The following is a 25908-nucleotide window of genomic DNA, read 5'->3' as shown; positions in this document are numbered from 1 at the left end:
TCCCGTCATCGACTCAGTCGAGCGGATGCGAGTGCCAGACCGAGACCGGCCAATGCCAGGACTGCACCGAGCAGACTCAGCCCGGTGTAGCCAAGGCCAGCACCGATGACCGCACCGCCAAGCGCGGCGCCGCCGGCGTTGGCGATGTTGAACCCGGACTGCGTCGCCGCGGCGGCCAGGGTCGGCGCATCGCCTGCGGCGCGCACGGTCCACATCTGCGCCGACGGGATCACCAAACCCGCGGCGAAGCCGAGTGCCGACAGCGTGACGAATGCTGTGAGTCTGTTGTGAACAGCCAGCGCGAACAGCGCCAGTGCGACGGCCAAGGAGCCTAGCGCGATGTAGTTCGCCGGCAACAGAGCACGGTCTGCGAGCCGCCCGCCTATCAGGTTGCCGATAGCCAGTCCGAGACCGAACAGTGCGATCGCAACGGACAGCCCGACCGGCCCAACTCCGGTGAGTGATTCCAGTGTGGGGCCGATGTAGGTGTAGGTAGCAAAGACGCCTGCGAAGCCGAGCGTACCGACGCCTAGCGAGAGCCACACCTCCAGCTTGGCGAACGCGTGAAGTTCTGTACGCATCGGGGGTGCGGCGAAGTCGTCGTTGTTGGGCACGAGAATCGCTATGGCGATGATCGCCAATACTCCGACCCCAGCTATCGCCGCGAAGGCCAGCTGCCAACCGCACCCATTGCCCAAGGCAGTCGCCGCAGGCACCCCGACGATGTTCGCGATGGTCAGCCCGGAGAACATGACGGCAATCGCCCTCCCGCTTTGTTGGTCTCCGACGAGTTTGGCGGCGACCACGGAACCGACGCCGAAGAACGCCCCGTGCGGCACCGCCGTGACCACTCGCGCGGCCATTAGGAAGCCGTAGTTCGGCGAGACGGCCGCACCGACGTTACCGATGGTGAAGACGGTCATTAGGACCAGGAGCAGGTACTTGCGCGCTAATCGCCGCGACCCTACAGCGACGAGTGGTCCACCGATGACGACACCGATGGCGTATGCCGAGACCAAGTACCCTGCCTGCGGAACAGTTACCTGCAGGTCACGTGCCACCGTCGGCAGGATACCCATCATGGAAAACTCGGTCGCGCCGATGGCGAACGCGCCAACAGCCAGCGCGAGCAGCGCGATCGGCATCACAGTTCCCCCAGGTGTGCCGGCTGATGTCTGGGTTCGGTCCAGGCCGAGATGGCCTCGCTCAGCCCGTCGTACCCCTCGGCTGCATACGCGACATGCCCATCCGGACGGATCAGTGCCACTGCGACGCCGTCCCAGCCGGTAGGTCGCCGTGTGACGACGGTGACGTCGACTCGGGCGGAGACGACGTGGGGGAGATCGCCAGAGAGATCCAAGAGGAGGAAGCGGTCCGGGCGCAGTGCGCGCAATAAGTTGCCTTCGGCAAGCGGAATGTCCGGTGCCTTTGTTCCGACCAGCGGGTGCGCCGCATCGGGGCGCTGGTAGCTGATCGCGAGACCGGAAAGCCAGCCGGACAGTTCTCCTGAGACCTCGCCATGGCGGGCGATGAGTCCGCCAACCATTTCGCGAAGGGCAGCACCGGCATCGCTGAACGTGTGCATCAAAGCATCCTGAGCCAGGGTGTTCGCGACCAGCCGCTGGGCAACCGGCCGCCGCTCCCTGTCGTAACCGGCTTCGCCCCCGACCAGTCGCTCCGGCGCCCAACCGTTGACCTCGGCTGCCAACTTCCACGCGAGATTGGTTGCATCCTGCAAGCCAACGTTGAGACCCTGCCCGCCAGCCGGCAGGTGCACGTGTGCGGCATCGCCGGCGAGCATGATTCGGCCCTCGCGGAAGTGCTCGGCATGCCGGCCGCTGTTGCTGCTGCGCGACAGCCACACCGGGTTGTGTACGCCGAAGTCGCGGCCGCAGATCCGGATCAGAGCTTCACGGAGATCTGCCAATGTGAATTGTTCGGCTTGCCTGCGCCGCACCTGCTCGGCGGTCAGACCGGCGTCAGCGATCTCGGCGCCGAAGACCCGGTAGATACCGCCGGGCAACGGGACGGTAGCGGCATGCCCGGCCACGGGGGACCAGAAGAACTGTGAGCTCGACATCGGCTCGGTGAGATGGACATCCGCCGCGAAGACGGCGACGTTCGGGGTGGTGCCGACGAAGTCGATGCCGGTTGCCTTGCGAGTCAGACTGTGCGCGCCATCGGCACCGACCAGATACCGGGCCGTCCGCCACGTTTCGCCGACACGGATGCGTACCTCGTCCGCCGACTGCTCGACCTCCGTCACCTCCGCGCCGCGATGCACCGCGATCGCGTGGGCGTGGAGATGCTCGGCCAGCAGCTGCTCGGTCCGCCACTGCGGAATCGTCAGCAGGTAAGGATACGGCGTATCGAGATCCCGGTAGTCGAGTTGCTGTGGGAGCATCGCGAAGTGTGCGTGGGGCACCTGAATTCCCTCCGCCACCAGGACGTCGCTGATCCGCCGCTGTCCGTGATCCAGCATGGTGAGTACTTCGAGGGTGCGCGGATGCAACGTGGTCGCTCGTGATTGCGGGTTGATCTCGCAATCCCGCTCGTAGACCTCGACAGTCACCCCGGCCGCATGCAGCAGGGCGGCCGTCATCATCCCGACCGGACCTCCGCCGGCCACGATCACGTCCATCATCAGAGTCCTCCGTCGATGAGTTGTATGAACATGAAGCTAATGAAAGCTCGCACAACTCGCAAGGGTTTCGAAGGTTATGAAAGTGCGCCGGAGTGCCCGTAAGTTGCAACGGCAGCCGAGTCTCCGAGAGAAAGGGAATGTGATGGTACGAGCAATCTTCCGCAGGATGGTCGTTGTGACCATGGCAGTCGTCGCTACCGGAGTCGTTGCGACGGTGTCCGCCTCCGCGCACACCATCGACGGGCACTCACGCCAGATCGTCAGCCCGCAGTGGTGCTACGGAACCGAGTTTGGGTACGTCAACACGACCGTCACCCTGTACAGAACGGCGACTGGCTTCACGCCGAATGGCACGATCGGCCAGGGAACGAGGGTGACTCTGGCGGATTGGGGTGGCAACCGATACTGGGTCAGCTGGAGCGGCAGCGGTCAAACTGGCTGGATCCCGCAGTGGGCCTTCACCTCGGACGACGACCGCACTTGTTGATGAGGCAAACCCAGTAGCGATCGCAGCTGAGTATGCGGTTTAGGTGAGGGCGGCCTCGCCGGCGATTTCCGGCGAGAGCTGCCCTCCGTTGGACCGTTCCTGCTGAGTTCGCGGTGGTGCTCGATAAAGTCGTTCCTCGACGATGGGTGTCGGTGATGGAAGAAGCTGGACAGGCTAAAGAAGAAGCTGGACAGGCTAAAGATGCCGTGAGTGAAGAGGTCGGGAAGTTCCTTGATGGGGCTCGGGCCATAGGAAAGGCGGTGGCGGCCGGGCTCAGGGAGCAGATGGACGGTCAGCCCCAAAATGAGGCGCGGAGGTTTGCGAAGGAGATCCGCCGGGGGGCGCCGCGCGAGCGCTGAGTTCACCGTGCTGCACAGCCGTCAGGCTGAGATGGGGTGCTGGCCGTGGATGATGACGTCGAATCGCCCGGACAGCGTGCCCCGAACTATGTGATGCGCGCTGTGGGGCGACGGGTCGCGATGGAGTTCGAGCAGGTGGGTCTCGGCCTGACTTGCGAGAGCTGGACTCGTAGAAGGCGGCTGAGGCTGTGGCGACCTGGTGTGACGGCGTCTGGTCGTAGGCCGTCAGCTCGCCTTGGTCGAAGGTGGGCTCGATCGAGGTGTGGGAAGCTCCGAGCCAGTGCAGAGGAGCTTCGCGACGCGCAACCGGACATTGGACAGATCGTGCGCACTAGGCGTCCCTTCCCGATGCCGACGATCACCGCTGGGACTACCGGTTCCACTAGCGGCCTGAGATGAGTCAGCGGGGAGGGCCACGCCGTATCAATCGGATGCGCGCGGGCATCAATCCACTTCATCGCCGATGGCTGGCGACTTTGCCTTGCCGTCGATTCCATCTGGGTCACTTGAGATCCTCGGTTGCGCCAGGCAACGTTTGGGGACCGCCGAGCCTCGACTTGAGTTCCTGCTGGTAGGCGGTGTTGTCGACCGGTGGCTGGCCAGTTCTCCATGCCAGCGTGTACGCCAGGTACCTCAGTCGCCATCCGACCGCGGTACGGATCGCCTCGCCGTCGTAAGAGCCGGCGGACACGAAGAGATCGCGGCCGGGCTCGCGCAGGTTGTGGGTTTGGATCACGTCCCACCGCAGGGTCGCGCGGTCGCCGTCAATGTCGATGAGATGGTTCGCGGTGAGGTGCTGGGTGGGTCCGAAGAGTGCCATCGCTTCGCGTTCGACCTGGACGAGAGTGTCGATGCCCTGATGGTGGCCGACGGGAAAACTCACGGCGATGTCCTCAGTGAGCAAGGAACGAGCCCAGTCATCGTCGAACGGCCGATCGTCGCGAGTGTCGAGTGAGACGAAGAACTGATCGATGAGCCTGCTGATCTCGACGCGGTCGGTCAGCAGTCGGACCTGGTCCCTGAGCCGAGCGATCTCCTGGTCTGTGATGGTCATGGTGTCCCCCTAGTGACGTCGGTGACTGCACTGTCCGTTGTACAACGAGCGTTGTAATACTTCAAGCAACAACGTTCGTTGCAGTAAATACAACGAAGGTTGTACTCTGGCGGGAAGGAACCCCGACATGAAGGCGGAGAGAGATGGTCCGGATCGCTATCGTGGTTGGCAGCACCCGTCCGGGGAGGAGGGGTGATCAAGTCGCACGCTGGGTGCACGAGCAGGCCGACATCCGGTCCACCCCGGGTTCTGAGGCGACGTACACGATCGTGGACCTCGCCGACCTGGACCTCCCGTTACTGAACGAGCCCGAGCCCGCCGCGATTGGCGCGTATCGCCATGAGCACACGCGCCGCTGGGCTAAGGCGGTGGCCTCGTTCGACGGGTTCATCTTCGTGACTCCCGAGTACAACCACGCGATGCCGGCGGTCCTCAAGAATGCGATCGATTACCTATTCACCGAGTGGAACGACAAGGCTGCTGGGTTCGTCAGCTACGGGTTCACCGGCGGCGTTCGTGCGGTCGAGCAGTTGCGACTCACCCTGTCCGAGGTGAAAGTCGCCTCCGTCCGTAGCCAGGTTGCGCTCAATCTGCACAACGACTTCGCGATCATCGATTGGGTTGAGCCCGGAGCGTTCACTCCGGCCGACCACCACCTGTCTGTCTTGGACCGGATGCTGGGTGAACTGGTCGAGTGGTCAGAGGCCTTGGCGCGGCTTCGCCATCCCGAGTCCTTGCCTGAAGCTGCTGCCAGATGAGTGTGCCGTCGACCGCCGCTGACGATATCTCGGTCGCCCCGCGTGCCGTCCGGACCCTGATCGTCGTATTGCTCGGGTTCCTGATGTTGCCGATGTCCATGTCGGGTGCAGGCGTCGCCGTTCCGCGGATCGGTGCGGAGCTGCACACATCAGGACCCGAGGCTCAGTGGATCGTGACCGCATACTTTCTCACGGCCTCGTCGTTGATGCTCGTGGCCGGTTCGCTCGGCGACGTCATCGGACGGCGCCGCATCTATCGCATCGGTGCCGTGGCCTACCTCGTCGGCAGCCTCGCTGCCGGGCTGGCGCCCAGTATCGAGGTTCTCCTGGCCGCCCGCGTGGTCACCGGATTCGGGGCCGCCGGGGTGATGGCAGGGGGCGGCGCGATCATCGGGGCGACGTTCACCGGATCGGCACGAACTCGCGCGTTCGCAGCGATGGGTACGATCGGCGGACTCGGACTCGCCCTCGGCCCCTCCCTCTCGGGATGGCTCATCGACGGCCTCGGGTGGCGCCTTGGATTCGGTCTCTTCGCCGTCCCGGGGTTGGTTCTGTTCATGGGGACCTGGCTGATGGGGGAGACTCGTGCAGCGTCCCGCCCTCGGATCGACGCGACCGGAGCGGTCACATTCATCGGTGGGCTTGCTGCACTGATGCTTGCTGTTACGCAAGGCCCGGCACGCGGCTGGGCCGCTCCGGAGGTGCTGGGAATCCTGGCGACTGCGCTGATCCTGTTCGCGGCCTTCATTGCGGTCGAACGACGTACGGCCAATCCGGTTCTGCACCTGTCAGTACTGTCCCAACCTCGGTTCGTGGGTTGGCTCCTCGCTGCGGCCACGATGTCGTTCGGATTCGGCGGGATCCTGGCTTTCCTGCCGAGCTACCTTCAAGATCCCGTCGGGCTTGACGCGGGGCAGGCTGGGCTCGTGATGATGCTGCCCACTCTGCCGATGATGGTCCTGCCTCTCATCGGCAGCCGCCTCATCAACCGCGGTGTGTCCCCACGCTTGCTGATCACCGCCGCTCTGGTCGTCCTCTCGGCCGGCAACGCCTGGCTTACGGTCCTGCACCCCACCATGACGATTCTCGAGGTCGCCGGCCCGCTGGTCGTTACCGGCGCTGGCGCAGGCCTGGCCGCCGGCATCATCGATGCGCAAGCTATGAACGAAGTGAGCGCCGCACAGGTCGGCATGGCAGCTGGAATGCTCAACACGGTCCGCGGCTCGGCAAATGCCCTTCTGCTCGCGCTCTTCGGGTCTACGCTGGTCGCGCTGCTCGCGAGCAAGCTCGGCTCCACCGACCTCGCCGGACAGGTGGCCACAGGCAACCTCCCTGACTTACCTGACGCGGCTTTCCTCGCCGCGCAGCTGACCAGCACGTGGCGCGTCATCCTGACCGTCCTCGCATCACTCTGCTTCCTAGCTGCCATGATCGCAAGCCTCCTCCTCCGCGGCGCGAGCCACGATGATCGCCGCCAGTCTGGTTGACCTGGCTTGAGAGATTCAGGTCTGATCATGGACTCGGAGGCTGCTCACCCGGACAGTGTGGGCAACAGCAGGGAGCCAGATCGTGAAGGTGGACCCGGAGCCCAGCCTGCTGGTCACGCTGATGCGGCCGTGGTGGGCTTCGACCAGGTGCTTCGTGATGGCGAGCCCGAGGCCGCTACCGCCGGTGATCCGGCTGCGGGAGTGCTCGGCCCGGTAGAAGCGGTCGAACAGATGCGGCAGGTGCTCCTCGGCGATCCCGCTGCCGTTGTCCGTGACGGTCAGGTTGTAGCCGTCGTCCACCCGCCGTACGCCGACCAGCACGTCGCCACCTGGTGGGGTGTAGCGGATTGCGTTCGAGACCAGGTTGCCGAGGGCTTGCCGGATGCGCGCGCTGTCGACCGTCGCGATCGCGGGCTCCGGGGCGTGCGCGGTCAGCGTGATGCCGGCGGTTTCGGCCGCGGGCCGCTGGGCTGAGACGACCTGCTGGGCGAGCTCGGACAGGTCGCGCGGAGCGGGGTGCAGCCGGAGCATGCCGGCGTCCGCGAGGTCCAGGTCCTGGAGATCGGCGACCAGGTGTTCGAGCAGTCCGGTCTCCTCGAGCAGTGACGTGACCAGCTCGTGGTCGAGCGGCACCACGCCGTCTTCGGACGCGACCAGGTAGCCCTTGATGTTGGCCAGCGGCGTACGCAGCTCGTGCGCGACATCGCTGACCATCGCCTTCCGCTGGAAGTCGTGCCGCTGGATGGCTTCGGCCATCTGGTTGAACGCGTGCCCGAGCCGGGACACCTCGTCCTTCCCGCTGACCGGCACCCGCGCCGCGTGATCGCCGTTCCGCATCCGCTGCGCCGCCCCGGTCAGCGCCACGATCGGGCGGACCAGCCGCCGGCCGGTGAAGATCATCACCAATGCCGCGATCAGCAGTACGCCGAGCGCGGTCGCGGCCGTCCGCAGCAGTCCTTCACCGGAGAAGACGTTGAACGTGCTCTTCGCCCCCAGGTACAGGTTCGCCTGCGGAGCGACGTACGGCGTCAACGCCTGGACACGGGCCTGGTTGGTGCAGTCGACGAACTTGTCCGTGAGCTCGCCCGACACCTTTGTCTCGACAGTCTTCAACCCGGCCAGCTCGTTGATGGTGTACTTGATGCCAGCGGTGCCCAGACACGCGGCCGCGCGCCGTACCTCGTCGGCGTTCACGATCTTGGCTTTGGCGCCTGGGGCGTTGAGCCCCGGCGGCGTGCAGGTGTCCTTCACTGCTCCGGAGTGCTCCATCACCTGGGCTCCTGCCAGGGACCTGCCGGACTCGATCATGACCTGCGGCACGCCGCCACCGGCCCGAGTCACGCTGGCCTTCTTGCCCTGCGCGACGTAGCAGTTTGCCGCCTTCGACGCCAGCTGCTCGCGCTCGCGTAGTTCGCCGTCGGTCAACCCCCAGCCGGGGTAGAACGCGAACGGAAGTGCTGTCGCGGCCGTTCCGACGACGTTGCCTGCAATGCTGCTGGAAACCGTCTTTCCGCCGGAGTACACGACAGTCGCACCCGTCAGTGTCGCTGCGCCCTCGTTCCGGGCGTCGATAGTTGCCGCCGGCACCGAGGGGAGCTCGGGCGCGGCGCCGAGCATCCGGGCCGAGTCCGCGATCACCGACCCGTCCTCGGCCGTGACGGCGATCCGGCGGCCGAGCTTCCCGGCCAGGTCGTGCACCAGTTTGTCCACGCCGGCCCAGGTCGGATGGTCCGACGCGTACTGCGACAACTCGCCGTAGATCTCGCCGTCGACCTGGAGCTGGCCGGTGTTCGCGTCGATCTCGCCCTGCAACTTCTCCGACGTGCTGTACGTCGCGATCAGCGCGGTCGCGATCACCGCGCCGAGCGCGACCGCGAGCGACAGTCCGAGAAACCGGACGAGCACGCTACGACGCATGGCTGACCACCTTGTCCGCGAGCTTGTAACCCACGCCGTACACGGTCTTCAGGTACGTCGGTACGCCGGGCGCCGGCTCGATCTTCTTCCGCAGGTTCATCATGTGAACGTCGACGGTCCGGTCGAACACGTAGTGGTCGAAGCCGAACGCGTGCTCGAGCAACTGCTGCCGGGAGAACGCCCGCCCGGGCGACGCGGCCAGGCAGGCGAGGATCTTGAACTCGGCCGGAGTCAGGTCGATCAGCTTCCCGGCCAGCCGGACCTCGTGCCGGCTCGGGTCGATCTCCAGCTCGCCGACGCGGTACACCTCGCCCTCGGCCCGGCTCCGGGTCCGGCGCAGTACCGTCCTGACCCGGGCGACCAGCTCGCGCGGGTTGTACGGCTTGGTCAGGTAGTCGTCCGCACCCAGGTCGAGCCCGAGCAGCAGGTCGTCCTCGGCGAGGAGAATCCGTGCTGGCATACCGTCAATATCCCCGAGATTGATGAGCATCCGATGAAGATCGGCTGAGAGCATCTGGTACGAATCAGTCCTTCACGGGTTTTTCACACCTGCGCGAGCACGCTGCCAGTCATGAAGATCTCACGGAAAGCAATCGCCCTGGTGGCTTGCATGGCCTTGGCAGGGTGCGGGCACAGCCAGAGTCCAACCCCGGCCGGCAACCAGCAGCAGAGCGACAAGAGCCCGCTCGCGGAGTACATGGGTGACGGCTTCCTCAACTCCTCCAGCAGCGGGATATCGATGGTGGCCCATGGCGGCAACAACGGCCAGCCGACCGAAGAAGAGCTCGCCAAGCAGCGCAAGGTCGAGGACGCCACCGCGGCCTGCATGAAGGCCGCCGGCTTCGACTACGTCGCCGTACCGCCAGACCAAAAGCAGAAGGGCAAGTTCACTGACGCGTTCAACCTGCCGCCGGACAAGTTCGCCGAGCAGTACGGGTACGGCATCAGCACGATCGACTGGTCCAAGGCGGGTCCCGGAAGCGACGACTCCGACCCGAACAAGAAGATCCGCAATGCGCTGTCTCCTGCGGCGAAGAAGGCCTATGACAAGGCTCTGGATGGCCCGAACGCGGACGGGAATGGTGTCATCTCGATCACGCCTGGGACCAGCGGTAAAGGCTCGAGCCTGAATGGCAAGACGGACCTCGGCTGCCGTGGGAAGGCTGCAGACGAGGTCTACGGCAGCGACCCGAACCGGGCGATCGACCCGGGGAAGTTCGAGAGTCTGTTCAGCGACATCCAGGCACTGGGAAAGCAGATCGATTCCGATCAGAGAGTGGTGGACGCGACCAGTGCGTGGTCGGACTGCCTGGCTGACGCCGGTCATTCCGGTTTCAAGAAGATCGACGATCCCCGCCAGCAGGTGCAGCAGAAGCTCGACGCGCTGACCGGGACGTCGTCGTCACCGGGCGGTGCGCCTGGCAAGGTCAGTGGGCCGCCGTCGTTCGACAAGGTCGATGCGACCAAGCTGGCCGAGCTGCGCAAGTTCGAGATCGAGGTCGCGGTGGCGGACCAGAACTGCAAGGCCAAGGTCTACGACCAGCCGTACAAGAAGGTGCAGTACGAGGCAGAGAAGGAGTTCGTCGACCAGCACAAATCTGAGCTGGAGGCGTACCGCGACGAAATGGCGAACAAGTGACTGCTTCGCCCAAGTCTCGGCGGCGGGTCCTACTGGGAGTCAGCGCGGTTGCTCTGGTCTCGCTCGGGGTCGGCGTGGCCGCGGGCAGCCGGATCAGCTCGCCGGAGGACGCCGCCGCCAGGACCGCGCCGCCGAAGGCGTCCCAGATCACTGTGCCGGTGCAGCGGAAGGCGCTGTCCGCCAGGGTGATCGGGCGCGGTGACGCCTCGTTCGACGGCGCGGTGAACATCCGGGTCGAGACCAGCGGGCTGACCACGCCGCCGGTCGTGACCGGGAAGGTGCCGGTGATCGGTTCGACGATCACGGAGGGGAAGGCGCTCCTCGAAATCACCGGCCGCCCTGTCATCGGGCTCGCGGGAGTCTTGCCGATGTACCGGACCCTGTCGCCGGGCAGTAAGGGTCCTGATGTCCTGCAGCTCGAGCAGACCCTGGATCGACTCGGTCTTGACCCGGGCACTGTCGACGACAAGTACGACTTGGACACCTCCGCCGCGGTTGAACGGTTGTACGGGAAGGCCGGGTACGACGCGCCCGAGCCCGACCAGCAGTTCACGCAGGCAGTCGATGCGGCGAAGAAGCAGGTCGACGCGGCGAAGAACCAGCTCCGGCTGGCGAAGGCCCAGCTGAAGGCGGCCAAGGACGCGAAGGTCCAGGACACGTCGGTGCAGCAGGGTGCGGTTGACGATGCCGAGACGAACCTTGCGGATGCCCAGGAGGCCAAAAATGAGGCCGAGTTCAAGGCCGGTACGCCACTTCCGGTGTCCGAGGTGGTCTACGTGAAGACGCTGCCGCGCCGGGTCGACGACGTGAAGGTCGAGCGCGGCGGCACGGTGAATGGCGTCGTGATGTCGGCCAGCGGTTCCTCGCTGGTCGTGACGTTGAAGGTTGACGCCGAAACCGCCCAGCGTCTCAAGGCAGGCATGGCGGCATCACTCGGTCTCAGCGATGGCACCTCGATCGCAGCCACGGTGCGCCGGATCGCGAAGGACGGGACGCAGTACGACCTTGTCGTCGCGCCCAACAAACTGACCGCGAGTCAGTTGGCCCTGCTGCGGGATGCGAACGTCCGGGTGACGATCCCGGTGAAGAGCACGAGCGGCAAGGTCCTCGCCGTACCGCTGGCCGCGTTGTCGTCCGGGTCGGACGGCAGCTCGCGGGTCGAGGTACTGCGGAACGGTCAGGTGGACCTGGTCCCGGTCACGGTCGGGCTGTCTGCCGACGGGTTCGCGCAGGTCACGCCGAAGGGCGACGCGAAGTTGTCCGAGGGCGACCAGGTGGTGGTCGGCAAATGAGTGCCACTGCGGTTGCCTTACCGGCGCCGGTCGTCGAAATGATCGGCGTACGGCGGTTCCTCCCGGGGCCGCCCGAAGTACATGACGACCATGTCAGTCGTCGCGCCCAGCGTCAGGTCCGCATCGTCGACGGGATCCTCCAGTGGTAACCCAAGCAGGCCCCCCGGATCCCGCCGGCGGGCCGTCCACGTCCCGGCGACGCCGTCGTACCAGGTCTCGTCCCGCCGTACGAGATCTGCTCGACGAGGCGTTGGCCGGTGTCGCCGCTCGTCCGACCCGGCTGATCCTGACGACTCTGGGCACTGTGCTCGGAGTCGCCGCCCTAGTAGGAACTGTGGGGCTGGGGCAGACCGCGGCCGGGCAGATCACCCAGCGGTTCGACCTGGCGGTGGCGACTCGAGTGGTCGTGCAGCCGGATGACAAGGGCGGGCAGGAAGGGGAAGCGGCCACTCAACTGCCGTGGGATGCACCGGACCGGATCAAGCGGCTGAACGGTGTGGACGCGGCCGGCACCGTCAGCAATCTGCAGATCGGCGACGACCTGGTCCAGAACGTGACCGGCCTCGACACCGGTGCTGGGAAGGCTCTGCAGGTGATGGCCGGCTCGGCCGGGCTGTGGGACGCCGTACGCGCGGTGTTGCAGACGGGACGGTTCTTCGACGCCGGCCACGACCAGCGCGCCGACAAGGTAGTTGTCCTGGGCAAGCATGCTGCCGAGCGGCTCGGTATCAACCGGGTCGACTCGCAGCCGGCTGTGTTCATCGGCGACGAGCCGTACACGGTGATCGGCATCCTCGACTCGGTCAGCGGTCGCGCCGAGCTCAACGACGCCGTGATCATGCCGAACGGTGCGGCCCGAGAGGCCTACAACCTGCAGTCCCCGGACGCGGTCGAGATCCGTACTGCGGTCGGCGCGGCACAGTTGATCGCAGAGCAGGCCCCGATCGCGATCGAGCCGAACAACCCGAGCACCCTCGTCGTCGACGCTCCGCCGAAGCAGGGCGCGGTACGCAAGGGTGTCGAGGGCGACCTGAACGCGCTGTTCCTGTTGCTCGGCGCCGTCGCACTCCTGGTCGGCGGTCTCGGCATCGCGAACGTCACGCTGCTGTCAGTGCTGGAACGGATCTCCGAGATCGGGCTCCGAAGAGCACTGGGAGCGGCACGAAGACATATCGCCGTTCAGTTCCTGGTGGAGAGCGTGATCGTCGGCTTCCTCGGCGGATTGCTCGGTACGGCGGTGGGCGTCATCCTCACCGTGGCCGTCTCATGGATCCGGGACTGGACCCCGATCCTCGACAACCGGCTGGCGTTCGGGTCGCCCCTGCTGGGTGCGTTCATCGGTCTGGTCGCCGGTACGTACCCCGCCTGGAAGGCCTCCGCCATCCAGCCCATCACCGCGCTGCGCGGCACGTGAGCTGAGCCGCCCGTACACCAGAGCGGTGACGGCGAAGCCGACCACGATCACGGCGAGCACCGGGTAGGACTTCCCACTGTCGGGCAGGATCGCCGCGCCGAGTGCGGCCGCGGAGACCTGCCCGACGTTGAAGATCATGTCGTACAGCGCGAACACCCGTCCGCGGTACACGTCGTCGACACCCGTCTGTACGAGGGTGTCGACGCTGATCTTGATGCCCTGCGCGCAGAATCCGGTGAGGAACCCGCCGATCACCAGCGCGGGCTTCGTGTAGAACCCGATCGGTACGGCGCTCACCACCGCCGCGGCCACGAACAGCCACATGACCCACTGCCGCAACGTCATCCGGCGAGTGGCCCACGGGTCACCAGCGCGGCGAGGAACAGACCGGCGCCGACCGCGCCGGTCGCGATGGCCAGCGCACCGAACGCCTGGTTGAGCTGCCCGGGACCGTAGAAGTAGTTGCGGTAGAGCAGGATCATCGCGACGGTCATCAGCCCGAAAAAGAACCACAGCGAACCGCTGCCAAGGGCTAGGCCGCGAGAACGTCGCGCCGCGAGACACGTCGAAGTCTTCCGACTGGGGGCTTTGGAAACCCCCATCATCGGAAGACTCGACCCCTGAAATCCGGACCGGTGCGCCCAGCACTACACCCTCAACCGCGGAGGGCTGTCGCTATAGCAATGGGATCGGTGACAGGTTCACATAGTCCAACCCTGCTTGGTAGCCGGTTGCTGATCCGTTCTTGCCAATAATGGTGAGCTGTAACGTGTGCTGCCCGGCTGTGAGCGTCAGCGGACCTTCATCGATGGGCGCCGTCACGGCCACGGTTGAGTTGTAGGCATCGAATGCCGCGCCCATCGCGACTCCATCCACTGCGAGCTGATTGATGCCGTAGTCCACAGCCTTCGTTTCAGCCAGGGACAAATCATACATACCGGTTGCTGGAACAGTGAATGCGAGCGTTACCTGATCACCAACCTGAGTACCTTTGAAGAACATCTGAGCGCGCGCTGACCAGTTCACACCGCAACAATTGCTCTCGTTCACCGATGGCGCACTCGACGATATAGCCGGTAACAAGGACTCAGCCTCTACAGTTGAGTACGCGAGGGCAGTGAGGTTGATGTAATCGAGGCCTGCCTGGTAGCCGGTCGCCGATGCGTTCTTTCCGGTCACGTTGAGCTGTAACGTGTGCTGACCAGCCGCGAGCGTTAGTGGGCCTTCATCGATCGGTGCGCTGACGGCGACGGTTGGGTTGTAGGCATCGAATGCCGTTCCAATTGGATGACCATCGACAGCAAGGCTATTGATTCCGTAGTCGACTGCCTTGGTTTGGACCGTTGCGAGGTCATAAGTACCCGCCGATGGCACAGTGAAGTTCAGTGAGACCTGATCGCCAGCGTGTGCACCTTCGAAGAACATCTGCGCACCTGCGGACCAAGTCACACCGCAGCAATTGACCTGGTTTACCGCCGGTGCGCTTGATGAGAGGGCTGGCAAAAGCGATTCTGCCTCTACGCGTTGCGTGGAGCTGACCGTGATGTTGCGCCACGCAGCGGTGCTACCTTGGTCGCGCACGCCGACAGCGCCGTGGGTGAATGTGCAGCCCGAGTCGGTGTAAGAAAAGGTCACTGGTGGTGCGCTACTGCCAGACGGCGTTCCACTAATCACGAACGTGCAGCCGACGACTTGCGCCGAGATGTGGTACCACACATTCGTTGCAAGGCCACCGGGGATCGCCACGGAGCCTAGTCCTGTCCAGCCGCCATTTTCGCGGCCGAGGAACAGAGTGCTGGTGCTCACGGCTGCGTAGTATCCGTTGAGCGCATCTGTGCCGGTTGTGGGATTCGTCGCTCTCAAGATGAACCCAGCCTGGGTTCCTGAGGTTATCTCGACGTCGCCTTGCAATGTGTAGTTCGTCCAACCGGTCGAGCCGACGAGCGCCTTGTTTCCGCCGGCGCCGCCGCACGACTCTAGATAGGTGTTCGAGGATGTTGACCAGCACCCACCGTACTTCAGCCAGGCCGCGTCACTGGCACCGAAGTTCGACCTGTACGGTAGTACGCCCGCGTTTGAGCTACCTGTCATTTCGCGGCATCCACCCGGGCCAGAGGCGGACGCGCCGGTGTAACGGACGGTCTGGCCGTCGCTCGAAGGCAGCAAATCCGGACTGTAGTTCTGGTAACAGGACCCCGACGGTCCGGCACCTCCGACGTTGATTGGAGCAGGCATCCAATTCCATGCGCCGGTGCCGTTGTTCGTATTGATAAAAACAGCTTGGTGATCTTCGGGCGCGAAACTGTTGTCGGACGCCATGCGGGTGCGCATCCCAGTCAACAGTAGCTCACCACTAGGTCCGCCGGCCGGGCTCCAGGCGATGTACGGACTACTGCCGAGGTATCGCCCATCGGTCGTCGTGACTTCAGTGCCGAGATCGGCTGGCCCGGAGCCCCACGTGTTCCCGCCATCGGTCGATGTCTTGATATGAGCCTCACAGTTGTGTGTGGTGCCGCATAGCTCGAAGGCCATCACACGGTTGCCGTTGGGCAAGTTCGCAATGGTTGCCATCCCTGGACGGTCTGATTGGAGGCCGCTCGAGACATCGTCGACTTCACCGGGCGCAACTCTCGTCGAGCCATCGGTGTTCGCACTCCACGTAACACCGCCGTCCACAGAGATGATGTGCGACAGTTTCTGGCTGTGCGTAGCCCCCTGACGCTCGTCGGAGAAGTAGACGACCATATTTCCCGCGGAGTTCAGCGCCACGTATGGCTCCCAGATGCCGGCGCCACTTCCGCCGATCTGATAGGTCTCGACATAAGTCCAGGTGGCGCCGTGATCGGTGCTCCGCCATTCCTCGAAATGTGTGGAAGAGCCATCAGGAGGTAAAACATTGCCAGTCAACATCAACGTTCCAGCAGGAAAGCCACCCAAGGTCTGCGGAAACTCGTACAAGAACGGTTGGTAGAGCGTGCTCCACGGATGGCCACTTCCTGTCTCGCCGTCCGGGACGGTAGCCAGCGTCGACCATGTTTGACCGTCATTCGTGCTCTGGCGGATTACATATGTTGAAGGGTGTTCGAACGTTGCCAGAAGCGTTCCGTTTGCTGAACCGCTATGGGCCAGGCGAATGACGCGGTTGTACGCGAGACCCTCGGCGGGAGACGCAGAGTTGTAGAGGACATTTACATCGAACAAGCGCAGATCGATCGAGTTCCCCATGGCCGCATAACCAGCGAGGCTGGGGTGCACAAAATCCCCGCTGTTGTAGGCTGCCGCGATATAGTTCTGATATGACGGCGCTCCAGTGGTGGGATAGTTCGGGTTGGTGTTATGCGTGACCGCGTCGAAGTCAATCACTCCGTCAAACGCCGTCGTGGTGCGTATCCATTGATTGACGGCGTTGCGTATGGCGTCCTTGGTGTCGTCTCCACCGCCCCAGCCTCCACGCCGACCGATCAGCGTGGCACCGATGACCTTTAGTCCAGCGGTATGCCCGGCCGTAATGAGTTGCTGCAGACCAGCCTCTACTGTTGCTGCGCTAGCTCCGTTGGCGATGTCGTTGGTGCCCTCGAAGAGAATTGTGTATCGTGCTCCCTTTTGGGCAACGACATCGCCTGAGAATCTGGTCACTCCAGTAGGACCCACGCCCCCGCTCTGGACAAGGTTGTTGCCCGAGATTCCTGCGTTGATCACGGAGAGGTGGCTGCCATCACCGGAGGACTGCAGACGGCGAGACAGGACATCCGGCCAGCGATTAAATCCGTCGACCGTAGCGGCGAAACCATCGGTGATGGAGTCGCCGAGCGCGACGATCGAACTTTCATTTGTCGTTGCAGAGACGTCAACACCTGTCACCCACGGAACATTGGTGCCGCGGCCCGGATACGCGCCAACGCCGACGTCCTGAGTCCGATCGCCAGCGCTACCGGCGAAGCTCGTGCAGTAGTTTCCTACCATCCCGACCGGGTGAGTAGGGAAGGAGGTTACCGAGCCGGCAAAGTAGACGCTGACCGCCAAGTCCTCTCCAGCTTTTACGGGCATATTAATCGAATCACTGGTGACCTGCCCTCCTGCAGGCACGGTGACCGAGGTGTTGCCACCGAAGGTTGCGTACTGGCTGGTGCCCGGAACGAGGTTGCCGCCACTGGCACGTTGCGCAACGCCAACCGCGCTGAATGTCGTCGGCGTCGCGACAAAGGCATTCGATAGTCGGATCTGTATCGACGTCCCACCCAGTGTCACCCGACTCACGACTCGGCAAGTGAAGTTACTGGCCGCTAGTGGATCGGCCTCGATCATGGGCGAGCCCCAAGCGCTAACCCATGCCGCCGGCGCACTGGCGCGCGCTGGAACGGGAACGGATCCGACAACGACAGCTAACGGAACGATCAGGGCAATTGCGACGAGTCGCACAACTCGGGCCCGCACCCTGTACAGCGGCTGAGCAAGCATTGGACGTCCTCCGAGCTTGGTCTAGTTCACAGCATGGAAACAGTCGATGCTTACGCCGAGACCACGCAACCCAGCGCTCGCTATCGATCCCTGCACGATCGATTGCATCGATGCAAGGCGAGTAGGAGAGGGACGCTAATCCCAACCCTGCATCGATGCAAGAGGTCGCGTTGAACCGGGATAGGTCACAGATCGGAGTTTGCCGGGGCGTTTGGAACTTGAGGTGGCGGCCCCCCCGCCTGATGCCTGCCTTGCGGTAGGTGCTGGGTGCCCGCCAAGCCGACCCGCGGTGCGGCCTGAAGGGTGTGGAGACCCGGACTGCAGTGCGGCGCGTCACCGTGAAGAGGCCGGTCACTGGCGTCTGCCGCCGCGGGGCGCCGGTCGAGCGTCAGAGATGCGCCATTGACGGCTCCGGCCAGCCGTCGACACCGGGCCACGAGACGTGCATCGGCACCGAGGGTGCTCGGTCGGATGGCGATGGCAAGGTACTCGCCGGGAGCTCCACCCCCTGCTGGCAAGATGCCTCGGCCGGTCGGCGCGCAGATCGAGCAGACGCCGCCCCGAGGTCGAAGTCCGGCCGGCCGGCGGTTCGTCAAGACCACCGAGACCGCCCTGGCTGATCTGCTTGTCCAAAGCCTGGCTGGGCTGGACTTGGTCGCATTTGATATTCGACGGGGTCTAGTCCGGCGAGCTTGTGTGCATCGTCGCGCTCGGGGATCGGTGCTAACAGCACTCAGCGCCCGCTGTCGCTGGTCGACGGCGACACGGAGAGCATCACGGTCACGCTGCATCTGCTGACGGGGATCCGGGAGCGTGGGCTGGACACCACCCGCCGAGGAGCCGGAACCGTTTCACGCCGACCGGCTAGCTCACTGAGGTGTTCCAATAGCGCGACGGCGTGCATCGCTCTGATCGGTCTCAAAGGCTACAAATCGACCGCTCGAAGAAAGATCCAATCCTAGTCAATCGCATACGAAAACGAATGCTCTGATCTGCTGCGGGCCTGACGGATGCTCCTCGGGTCTGGGCCATGTCTGACGACTTAATGACTGATTAAGCTGCTTAGCTTATTGGCGACCATGTGTGGTGCTTTCTCTAACGATGAGGCGGTGCGATACGAACAACTCTTCGGGTCCGCTGAAATCCTGCGTGTTGATTCGCAAAATGAGTCGTTGCAGCGCCAGTTCCGCAAGTCGCGTTTTGTCGGGAGCAATTGTGGTCAGACTTGGTGTCGTGAAACGAACTTCTTCGATGTCGTCGAAGCCGACCAGAGCAATATCCTCAGGTACCCGGATGCCTCTGGAAAGCATGACGCGCAACGCCCCAACGGCCAATAGATCGTTGTAACAGAACACTGCGTCCGGGGTGGGTCCACCGCCGTCCAGCAAGGCACTCATCGCGCGAGCTCCTTCGGAGCGATGGAAGTGGGGACACCCGACGATCAGGCGCTCGTCCAGCTCGCGCGCCGCCGAGATGTGAGCTTCGCGGAAGCCCTGGGTACGTAGCTGCGCGGTCTCGCCAGTTTCGTATGGTTGATCGCCAATGGCTGCCAGGCGCCGACGCCCAATCGAAAAGAGATATTCAGTGACCTCACGAGCGGCGCTGACGTTGTCGATCGCGACGTGGTCAAATGGGCTTGCCGCAATTCGTTCGCCCAGCAGAACTATGGGGACGGAGGGGTTGTGCTCGGATATGTCGGCCGCAGACAGCGCAACGGGGCTGAGAAGAACCCCGTCGAATACGGCAGCACGAGAACTCCGCAGAATCAGCTCCCTCTCGCGCCCGGCGTCGCCATCGGTTTGGTCGATCACGACGGTATAGCCGTTGAGCCGGGCCTGAGTGATGATCGCTCGAGCGAGCTCAGAGAAGTACGGAACATCGAGCTCAGGGACGACCAACGCCAGCATCCCTGACCTGCCGCGCTTGAGACTCCGGGCTAGCACATTTGGCCGGTAGTCCAGTTCCTGAACCGCTCGCTCAACCCGTTCACGTGTGGTCGCTGCTACCGGAGCATAGCCGTTCACGACATTGGAAACCGTTCGGATCGAGACCCCAGCTCGTGCTGCGACATCGCGCAGGCGTGATCCGCTCATGTGAGCCCTCCCGATCCTCGCCCAGCTTCGAGCACCTCGGTGGCACGCGCCGATTCGGCATTGCATCGATGGATGCCTCATCGTAGCATCCTTGCAACGTTGCAGCGGGTGCCACATAGTGACGACGATCACTCGCACGACGCTCAAGAAAGGGAGGGCGCCACGAACAAGGCCGGCCGGGTCCGTCGACGACCCGGAGATGCGGTGAGTCCAATCGCGAGGGCGCCTGTCACCCGTCGCGCCAGACGAAACGTCGGACCCCGTCTGGCTCGTGAACTGCGATCCATCAGTGGCAACGCGAAGCCCTGTCAGTCACACATCCGCGACTGACACAGAACGACCCGGTTCGACAGTGTCCCTGAGCTGAGCCTCAGCAGTAGGTGCGAGGCGCACCGCCTCTGCCGCGTCGCGTGGCGTCGATATCAGTAGGTGCGTTCCGTCCGAACCGAATCCTCCGTGCAACACGAGCAGAGAGCGAGTAAGTCCATGAAGAAGGGGCTAGTTCTGGCACCAGTGATCATAGCCACCCTGATCATTGGTGGGTGCGCGTCATCGAAACCGGCAACGTCATCCGACGGTCATGTAACGCTGAATGTCGTCGGGTACGAAGGTGGTGGCAACGAGATGGCGGACCTTCCGGCTCTCAACGCCGACTTCGCAAAGCAATATCCCAATGTCAAGATCAACTTCAAATACGTTGACAATGGCGAGTACGACACGTACAACAACACCAGACTCGCCTCAGGCACCGCGGCGGACGTATTGATGAGCGACCCACGTCGCATCGTTCGTTGGCAGCAGCAAGGATATCTGAGCGATCTGACCGATCAACCTTGGGTGGATCGAATGATTGACAACATTCGCCCGTACGCTCAGGTCAAGGGTCGCACGTACGGTCTCATACAGCAGAACATTCCGATCGGTCTCTATGCAAATCTCGATCTGCTGCAGAGCGTCGGGATAAATTCCGTCCCCCAGACCTGGCCACAGTTCATTGCGGATCTGCAGACGCTTAAGGCGCACGGGAAGAAGGGTCTCATCGCCGGCAACCAGGGCGGATGGTACGGCGAACAGCTATCCCTTGCGCTGGGCGCCAATCTTGTTCCGGCAACATGGGCAGGCGGATATGACGGTGGAAAGACCAGGTGGAGCCCGACCTGGGGGCCTGTGATTGATGACATCAAGCAACTCCTCACCACGGGACTGGTTGACGGCACCGTCATGAACGGCATCGATCCGTTCAAAGACGGTCTCGCCCAGTTCGTGTCTGGTGCCTGGGCGTTCGACGTAGATGGCGCATGGGACATGCAGCACATTAGTAGTAGCGCGAAATTCAAGCTGTCATTAAATGCAGTGCCGGGTGGAGGAGATGGGACACAACCAAAGACGTTCACCTTTGTCGGATCGGGATGGTCGGTCAATGCGAAGTCACCACAACAGCAGGCGGCCAAGGATTATGTCAATTTCATGTCACAACCTGCCAACGACTCGCGTTATCTGGCCGCAGAGAACTGCTTCAGTACGCTCAAGGATGTCCCGAGCCCGACGCTGACCGACGCGGCTCCAATCGCCCAAGCGTTTTCCGATGGCCGCACTGTCCCATCGCAGGTCGAGACACTCAATTTTCCGAACGCCGAGCCCGAAATGCAGAAGGTAGAATCGCAACTATTTGCGAACCCTAATACGCCGACATCGACCTTGCTGGCCAACTTGGACAACGCGATCCCTGCGACTCCGTAGAGACAGACGCCCGCTACCGTCGCCGCTTGGTCGGTCGCTCGAGGCGTCCGGCCAAGCTGGAAGGAGTTGCAATGAGGATGACTCGCCGTGCAGCCGTCCTGCTCGTCGTCCCTGCTGTCGCAGCATACATTGTCTTTGCCATCTACCCGCTCGTACGCGGAATCGCGGTCAGTTTCACCGATGCTAAAGGGCTAGCGAGTGGGCACTTTATAGGTCTGCAGAACTATCGAGTGATGTTGCGCGACCCGACCATTACCGCAGCTTTTCGAAACACCATCGTTTACACGATCGTCGTAGTCGTTGTGCAGAATTCACTGGCCTTAGCGGTCGCCTGGTGGATGTACAGCCTTCCACGTATCCGAAACGCGATCCGGGCGAGCTTGCTCCTGCCTGCAATGATGGCGCTCGTTGCCGTATCTTATCTGTGGTCGTTCATCTACTCTCCTCTCGGTGGCCCACTCAACATAATCATGGACACCCTCGGTCTGCGACGACTGGAGCAGGTTTGGCTCGGCGACCCGCACACGGCGCTGATGTCTATTGCAGCAGCGTATATCTGGATGTATACGGGTTATACCGCTGCAATCTACTTGTCGAACTATTTGGCGATCCCAGCCAGCGTTATGGAAGCCGCCATGATCGATGGGGCTCGTGGGTGGAAGAGGTTCCGCACGATCGACTGGCCGCTACTTGGGCCAGCCCTAACCGTGAACGTGACCTTGGCAACCATTGGATCACTGAGGGTCTTTGACCTCCCGTTCATCATGACCAAAGGCGGTCCGGCAAACTCGACTCAGACGTTGAGTCTCGTCATTTACCAAAACAGCTTCGCGGGATTCGAGTTTGCCTATGGTACGGCAATTGCAGTCGTCCTGCTCGTGCTTACAGTGGTCGTTGGAGTTACCTTGACCACATTGCTACGTCGTCGTGAGGTCGCACTATGACTCGTATTGCGGACTTCGCATCGCACCTAGGACTTTGGCCGAACAGTCGGACGATGCGCTCGCAGTCCCGCGCACGGCACCGGCCGATCAGAGCCATCTCGACGGCCGGCCTGGTGTTGTTTGGGCTATTGGTGCTGTCTCCGATTGTCCTGATGTTCAGTGATTCCCTTCGATCCGATGCCGATGTCGACGCGCATCCTCTCGGTATTCCGGTTCATCCGGAGTGGCATAACTACAGCGCAGCCTTCCATGAGATGAACTTTTCGCGGACTCTGGGGAATACGGTTCTGATTACCGGATGCTCCGCGTTGGTAGTCGCTCTGACCGGGTCGATGTGTGCTTGGTCGATCGTTCGACACGCGCGTCGATGGAGCGCGATTACCTACCAAGTCTTTGTTGCCGGTCTCGCGCTTCCGATATTCGTGCTGATCACGCCGCTCTACCAGCTAATGCATCAGCTAAATCTGTTGGATAGCTTTATGGGCATCATCCTCGCCTATACAGCGCTCGGATTGCCTTTCGCCGTCTTTTTCTTCACGAGTTTTCTTCGGTCGGTATCCGTGGAGTTGGAGGAAGCGGCGACTATCGATGGCTGCGGCGTGATCGGCACTTATTGGCACGTCGTCTTGCCAATGTTGCGCCCGGCGACGGCGACCCTGATTATCTTTTCGTCGTTGTCTGTGTGGAATGATCTGGTTCTGCCGCTGATTCTGCTCACGTCTGATAGCAAAAAGACTGTTACCCTGTCGGTATACTCGACGATCGGGACGCATTCGTACAGCGTGGGTCAATTGCTGCCGACGGTAGTTTTGGGTACTGTTCCTCTATTTGTGATCTTCTTAATTCTTCAACGGCATATCGTCGCGGGAATTGGAGCGGGTGCGACGAAGGGCTGAGACTGAATGTCTGGGAGCACGGTTCGGTTGGGGCGGGTGCCTGCAGTGGCGCTGGGAGAAATTGTAGGGAGAGACAAGTCATTACAGGCATCACCCAAGTCGTCGCAACACTCAGGTGCGTAGAGGTGCCACCGAATCTTTGACATGGCTACCACGGCCGTCCCAGCCAATCGATCTGCCCAGAGAGCGCCACTGGCGGCAGGAGTCCCGGCGGCGGGGTATGGCGGGGCGTGGTGTCGAAGTCGCGTTTATTAAGACTGGGCAGCGGCGTACGACGCCGGTGGTGTTCCACCCTGAGAGTGACAGTCTGTTTGTCATCACCTCCAGTCTGGGTGCACCGCAGCACCCAGACTGGTAAATCAACCTTGTGACTAGTCCTCATGTCATTGTCGAGACTGACGACCAGATCTTCGACGCGTCCGCAACAGTGGGCGCGGAGCGGGCACGCTTGTGCTCCATGCCGCTGGCCTCAACTCACCCTTACACGCAGGGGACGGCCATACGTGCCAACCACATTCCAGTCGGAGATCGACTTGGCCGTGATGAGCTGCTCTTTGCCGGTAGCACGGTAGATCTCAGCATTGACCAGGTCGGCAATCTTGCCTTGGGATATCTCGCCCTGCGCTTGTCGCAGCAGCTCGTTTGGCTGACACTTCCGCTCAGCGATGACAACGGCTCTCGAAGGTGTGGCTCTGCCTGCCCCTCACGGCCCTCCTCGGATGTCTCAGAGCAAGGATGGCAGTCGGACGGGGACAGCGTCACGGCACGATAAGACGTCTCCGGAATGTCTTGGTTCGCCTCAAAGTGTCCCGAAATGTCTTAGTTAGAACTCAGTGTCAGGGTGAATGGTGCCGCTCACGCGATGGTTGGATCCTGAGCACGCTGCGACGCGGGCGGCAAGGTTCTCCAGGAGACCCGGCACTGGCACGAGGACACCGGCATCACCACCTCCGGCCGGGAGAAGTCCGACGCTGACGACTTCCCGGAGCCTGACCTGGTCCCGGTCGCGCCGTCGCGTGAGTGGGTCGAGGAGCTGCGCTGCCCGAGGCACCTCCGGTACGCCGGGCTCGGCTGCAGAAGGAGTGGGGTTTCACCGATCTCGAGATGCGCGACGTCATCAACGGCAACGCGCTGGAGCCGATCGTGGCGACGGTTGAGCTCGGTGTTCCTGCGGCCGCCGCGAAGAAGTGGTGGCTGGGTGAGCTGGCCCGGGCCGCGAACGAGTCCGGTCAGGACCTGGACGCGCTCGGTGTCGGCCCGGCCGACGTCGCCGAGGTTCGCCCACTCCTGAACGAAAAGCTCGGCATCTAACACCTGGGCTGGGTCCCGCCCGAGGCGGAACTCAGCCGTGTCCGAGCTATTCGATGATTTTAGTAATCCTTCGTCGCTGGCGCGGGAGTGTGTCATCGTCTGGACGTGACAATGGACCCTGCAACGACCTCGTTGCCTGCTCCTGGCAGGGACCCCGCGCTGAGCTCGGCCGGCCTGCCTCGCCGCCAGGTGTGGTTGATCGTGGACGGTCCGGACCCCGACAACTATGCAGCCGCGCTGGCGGCGACCAGCAGCGAATACTCGATCGCTATCGGCGGCGTGATCATGACCGGCCGGCCGGTGAACCCCGACCACACCGCGAAGCCGTACGAAGCTGATCCCGCTGCCAGCCGGGCGATACGCCACGACAACGCCGTTCGGATGAAGGACTTGCTGGTCCGCCATGGCCGATCGGATGTGCCAGTGTACGAGGGCGGCCTCGCGCCGTACTCGACGATCCCGCACCGCGTGCATATCGACGAACATGTGCTCGACATCGCTCCGCCGCTGCCGGACAGCCAACTGGCGGGCTATCTAGCCGACGCCGCAGATCGCATTGCCGACCTGCCGGACACCACCAAGGTCGACCTGATCTGCGCCGGTCCGCTGACCGACGCCGTGCACTTGATGAGCGACGAGCGCATCCGGCCGAAGCTCGGCGCGTTAACCGCACAGTTGGGCATGTTCGGTGACCCGCAGGTCGCCACCATGGCCGGCGGCCGACGGCAGTTCAACGTGCTGGCAGACGCCGACGCGGTGCGTGAAACGCTCGCCGGCTACCCCGGGCCGGTCTACATGATCCCGACGGACGTCACCAAACGTGCCGAGTTCAGCTTTGCCAATCCAGATGAACTTGCGGCGCTGTCGACGACGCCGGCTTTCGACCACCTCGCGGAGATGTACCGGCGCGCCTGGCCACACATGTGGGAACCACGCGGTGAAAAGATCTACGTCCACGACTTCCACCCTGTGGAGTTGATGGCCGACCTGGATACGTCACGGCAACCCCCTGTGGACGTCCAGGCCGGACAGCCGCAGGATCTCGGGCGCTACACGCTTTCTCGAGTCTCCATCGCACACGTGCCCAGCCCGGGCCCCGGAGACGATCGCGCCGAAGAGAGCCGTTGGGGGGAGATCGACTTGGCCGCGACACCCGATCCGCAAGGGCCGCCGAGGTTCCTCGCCACCGATGTCGACAGCGACCCGGCCCGGCACCGAGACACGCTTTCGAGGGTCTTGAACGCCGCACCGTCCCAGCCAGGCCTGCAGGACACCTCAGCTCGGCAGTTGGCGGCTGCACAGGTGGTCGGGGGCTCCCGGACAGGCACCTGGTCGCCGGCGCGGCGGCAGCAGGGTGCGCGCGGTCGCTAATTCGCCTTCAGGGGGCGTCCCATTACGGGGGGGTGGCGATCGAA

21 protein-coding genes and 1 pseudogene are annotated in these 25908 nt (G+C 63.2%); 13 read left to right on the top strand and 9 right to left on the bottom strand.

Annotation, left to right across the window (positions count from 1 at the left end; genetic code table 11):
* Positions 1-5: 5 nt before the first annotated feature.
* Complete coding sequence (locus tag EV650_RS15440) at positions 6-1145, bottom strand: MFS transporter (RefSeq protein ID WP_134119435.1); 1140 nt, start codon at positions 1143-1145, stop codon at positions 6-8.
* On the bottom strand, positions 1145-2644 hold the full coding sequence (locus tag EV650_RS15435; RefSeq protein ID WP_202874516.1) for an FAD-dependent monooxygenase: 1500 nt from the start codon (positions 2642-2644) through the stop codon (positions 1145-1147). The genes EV650_RS15440 and EV650_RS15435 overlap by 1 nt, the downstream gene beginning before the upstream one ends.
* A gap of 175 nt (positions 2645-2819) precedes the next feature.
* Between EV650_RS15435 and EV650_RS15430 the strand changes: the two genes are divergently transcribed.
* On the top strand, positions 2820-3131 hold the full coding sequence (locus EV650_RS15430; protein ID WP_134119433.1) for a hypothetical protein: 312 nt from the start codon (positions 2820-2822) through the stop codon (positions 3129-3131).
* An 861-nt stretch (positions 3132-3992) separates the two neighbouring features.
* Here the strand turns inward: EV650_RS15430 and EV650_RS15425 are convergent.
* Positions 3993-4544: a nuclear transport factor 2 family protein gene (locus EV650_RS15425; RefSeq protein ID WP_134119432.1), complete on the bottom strand. Its 552-nt coding sequence runs from the start codon at positions 4542-4544 to the stop codon at positions 3993-3995.
* A gap of 143 nt (positions 4545-4687) precedes the next feature.
* Here EV650_RS15425 and EV650_RS15420 point away from each other — a divergent pair, with 143 nt between their 5' ends.
* Both EV650_RS15420 and EV650_RS15415 read left to right on the top strand, forming a co-directional pair.
* Complete coding sequence (locus EV650_RS15420; protein ID WP_134119431.1) at positions 4688-5302, top strand: NADPH-dependent FMN reductase; 615 nt, start codon at positions 4688-4690, stop codon at positions 5300-5302.
* On the top strand, positions 5299-6789 hold the full coding sequence (locus EV650_RS15415; protein WP_134119430.1) for an MFS transporter: 1491 nt from the start codon (positions 5299-5301) through the stop codon (positions 6787-6789). The genes EV650_RS15420 and EV650_RS15415 overlap by 4 nt, the downstream gene beginning before the upstream one ends.
* A gap of 15 nt (positions 6790-6804) precedes the next feature.
* On the opposite strand, the gene EV650_RS15410 is transcribed toward EV650_RS15415, so the two are convergent.
* Positions 6805-8706, bottom strand: coding sequence for a sensor histidine kinase (locus tag EV650_RS15410; RefSeq protein WP_134119429.1), 1902 nt, complete (start codon positions 8704-8706; stop codon positions 6805-6807).
* Positions 8696-9166, bottom strand: coding sequence for a winged helix-turn-helix domain-containing protein (locus EV650_RS15405; protein WP_238174222.1), 471 nt, complete (start codon positions 9164-9166; stop codon positions 8696-8698). Before EV650_RS15405 ends, EV650_RS15410 begins: the two co-directional genes overlap by 11 nt.
* A 111-nt stretch (positions 9167-9277) precedes the next feature.
* Between EV650_RS15405 and EV650_RS15400 the strand changes: the two genes are divergently transcribed.
* Genes EV650_RS15400 through EV650_RS15385 form a run of 4 tightly spaced genes read left to right on the top strand, consistent with a single transcriptional unit; the run spans position 9278 to position 13051 of the window.
* Positions 9278-10345 (top strand): hypothetical protein, encoded by a 1068-nt coding sequence (locus tag EV650_RS15400; RefSeq protein WP_134119428.1) that lies wholly within the window; start codon positions 9278-9280, stop codon positions 10343-10345.
* The gene (locus tag EV650_RS15395) at positions 10342-11637 is read left to right on the top strand and encodes a peptidoglycan-binding protein (RefSeq protein WP_134119427.1); all 1296 of its coding nucleotides are present in this window, start codon (positions 10342-10344) and stop codon (positions 11635-11637) included. Before EV650_RS15400 ends, EV650_RS15395 begins: the two co-directional genes overlap by 4 nt.
* Positions 11634-11786, top strand: a complete 153-nt coding sequence (locus tag EV650_RS41030) for a hypothetical protein (protein ID WP_238174221.1) — start codon at positions 11634-11636, stop codon at positions 11784-11786. Before EV650_RS15395 ends, EV650_RS41030 begins: the two co-directional genes overlap by 4 nt.
* Positions 11780-13051 (top strand): ABC transporter permease, encoded by a 1272-nt coding sequence (locus tag EV650_RS15385; protein WP_134119426.1) that lies wholly within the window; start codon positions 11780-11782, stop codon positions 13049-13051. The genes EV650_RS41030 and EV650_RS15385 overlap by 7 nt, the downstream gene beginning before the upstream one ends.
* A 60-nt stretch (positions 13052-13111) precedes the next feature.
* On the opposite strand, the pseudogene EV650_RS41025 reads toward EV650_RS15385, so the two are convergent.
* The 4 genes and pseudogenes from EV650_RS41025 to EV650_RS15370 form a co-directional block, all read right to left on the bottom strand.
* Positions 13112-13375 (bottom strand): annotated as a pseudogene (locus EV650_RS41025) (MFS transporter); the annotation flags it as partial.
* Between the two features lie 17 nt (positions 13376-13392).
* On the bottom strand, positions 13393-13545 hold the full coding sequence (locus tag EV650_RS40680) for a hypothetical protein (RefSeq protein WP_202874514.1): 153 nt from the start codon (positions 13543-13545) through the stop codon (positions 13393-13395).
* 181 nt (positions 13546-13726) lie between these two features.
* Complete coding sequence (locus tag EV650_RS15375; protein ID WP_134119425.1) at positions 13727-17356, bottom strand: GDSL-type esterase/lipase family protein; 3630 nt, start codon at positions 17354-17356, stop codon at positions 13727-13729.
* 1220 nt (positions 17357-18576) lie between these two features.
* Positions 18577-19602 carry a LacI family DNA-binding transcriptional regulator gene (locus EV650_RS15370; RefSeq protein ID WP_134119424.1) on the bottom strand — a complete coding sequence of 342 codons (1026 nt, stop codon included), beginning with the start codon at positions 19600-19602 and terminating at the stop codon, positions 18577-18579.
* Positions 19603-20088: 486 nt separating this feature from the next.
* On the opposite strand from EV650_RS15370, the gene EV650_RS15365 reads away from it, so the two are divergent.
* The 6 genes from EV650_RS15365 to EV650_RS15340 all read left to right on the top strand — a co-directional run bounded on the left by EV650_RS15365 (position 20089) and on the right by EV650_RS15340 (position 25864).
* Positions 20089-21342 (top strand): ABC transporter substrate-binding protein, encoded by a 1254-nt coding sequence (locus EV650_RS15365; RefSeq protein WP_134119423.1) that lies wholly within the window; start codon positions 20089-20091, stop codon positions 21340-21342.
* Positions 21343-21413: 71 nt separating this feature from the next.
* On the top strand, positions 21414-22286 hold the full coding sequence (locus EV650_RS15360; RefSeq protein WP_134119422.1) for a carbohydrate ABC transporter permease: 873 nt from the start codon (positions 21414-21416) through the stop codon (positions 22284-22286).
* 53 nt (positions 22287-22339) lie between these two features.
* The gene (locus EV650_RS15355; protein WP_166678135.1) at positions 22340-23182 is read left to right on the top strand and encodes a carbohydrate ABC transporter permease; all 843 of its coding nucleotides are present in this window, start codon (positions 22340-22342) and stop codon (positions 23180-23182) included.
* 220 nt (positions 23183-23402) lie between these two features.
* On the top strand, positions 23403-23540 hold the full coding sequence (locus EV650_RS41480) for a nitroreductase/quinone reductase family protein (RefSeq protein ID WP_134119420.1): 138 nt from the start codon (positions 23403-23405) through the stop codon (positions 23538-23540).
* A 662-nt stretch (positions 23541-24202) separates the two neighbouring features.
* A complete protein-coding gene (locus tag EV650_RS15345; protein ID WP_439648780.1) occupies positions 24203-24493 on the top strand; it encodes a hypothetical protein in 291 nt (96 codons plus the stop codon).
* A gap of 201 nt (positions 24494-24694) precedes the next feature.
* Positions 24695-25864, top strand: a complete 1170-nt coding sequence (locus EV650_RS15340) for a nucleoside hydrolase (protein ID WP_166678134.1) — start codon at positions 24695-24697, stop codon at positions 25862-25864.
* Positions 25865-25908: the final 44 nt, after the last annotated feature.

The organism is Kribbella kalugense, from assembly GCF_004365875.1.
In the GTDB taxonomy this organism is placed as follows: Bacteria; Actinomycetota; Actinomycetes; order Propionibacteriales; family Kribbellaceae; genus Kribbella; species Kribbella kalugense.
Note: the sequence above shows the minus strand (reverse complement) of the source record. Positions and strands in the feature narration are given on the sequence as shown.

Bases quoted from the DNA above. Each gene is read 5' to 3' on its own strand.
- EV650_RS15440 (WP_134119435.1), bottom strand. From the start codon at position 1,145: ATGCCGATCGCGCTGCTCGCGCTGGCTGTTGGCGCGTTCGCCATCGGC.
- EV650_RS15435 (WP_202874516.1), bottom strand. From the start codon at position 2,644: ATGATGGACGTGATCGTGGCCGGCGGAGGTCCGGTCGGGATGATGACG.
- EV650_RS15425 (WP_134119432.1), bottom strand. From the start codon at position 4,544: ATGACCATCACAGACCAGGAGATCGCTCGGCTCAGGGACCAGGTCCGA.
- EV650_RS15420 (WP_134119431.1), top strand. From the start codon at position 4,688: ATGGTCCGGATCGCTATCGTGGTTGGCAGCACCCGTCCGGGGAGGAGG.
- EV650_RS15415 (WP_134119430.1), top strand. From the start codon at position 5,299: ATGAGTGTGCCGTCGACCGCCGCTGACGATATCTCGGTCGCCCCGCGT.
- EV650_RS15410 (WP_134119429.1), bottom strand. From the start codon at position 8,706: ATGCGTCGTAGCGTGCTCGTCCGGTTTCTCGGACTGTCGCTCGCGGTC.
- EV650_RS15405 (WP_238174222.1), bottom strand. From the start codon at position 9,166: ATGCCAGCACGGATTCTCCTCGCCGAGGACGACCTGCTGCTCGGGCTC.
- EV650_RS15400 (WP_134119428.1), top strand. From the start codon at position 9,278: ATGAAGATCTCACGGAAAGCAATCGCCCTGGTGGCTTGCATGGCCTTG.
- EV650_RS41030 (WP_238174221.1), top strand. From the start codon at position 11,634: ATGAGTGCCACTGCGGTTGCCTTACCGGCGCCGGTCGTCGAAATGATC.
- EV650_RS40680 (WP_202874514.1), bottom strand. From the start codon at position 13,545: ATGACCGTCGCGATGATCCTGCTCTACCGCAACTACTTCTACGGTCCC.
- EV650_RS15375 (WP_134119425.1), bottom strand. From the start codon at position 17,356: ATGATCGAGGCCGATCCACTAGCGGCCAGTAACTTCACTTGCCGAGTC.
- EV650_RS15370 (WP_134119424.1), bottom strand. From the start codon at position 19,602: ATGAGCGGATCACGCCTGCGCGATGTCGCAGCACGAGCTGGGGTCTCG.
- EV650_RS15365 (WP_134119423.1), top strand. From the start codon at position 20,089: ATGAAGAAGGGGCTAGTTCTGGCACCAGTGATCATAGCCACCCTGATC.
- EV650_RS15360 (WP_134119422.1), top strand. From the start codon at position 21,414: ATGAGGATGACTCGCCGTGCAGCCGTCCTGCTCGTCGTCCCTGCTGTC.
- EV650_RS15355 (WP_166678135.1), top strand. From the start codon at position 22,340: ATGCGCTCGCAGTCCCGCGCACGGCACCGGCCGATCAGAGCCATCTCG.
- EV650_RS41480 (WP_134119420.1), top strand. From the start codon at position 23,403: ATGGCGGGGCGTGGTGTCGAAGTCGCGTTTATTAAGACTGGGCAGCGG.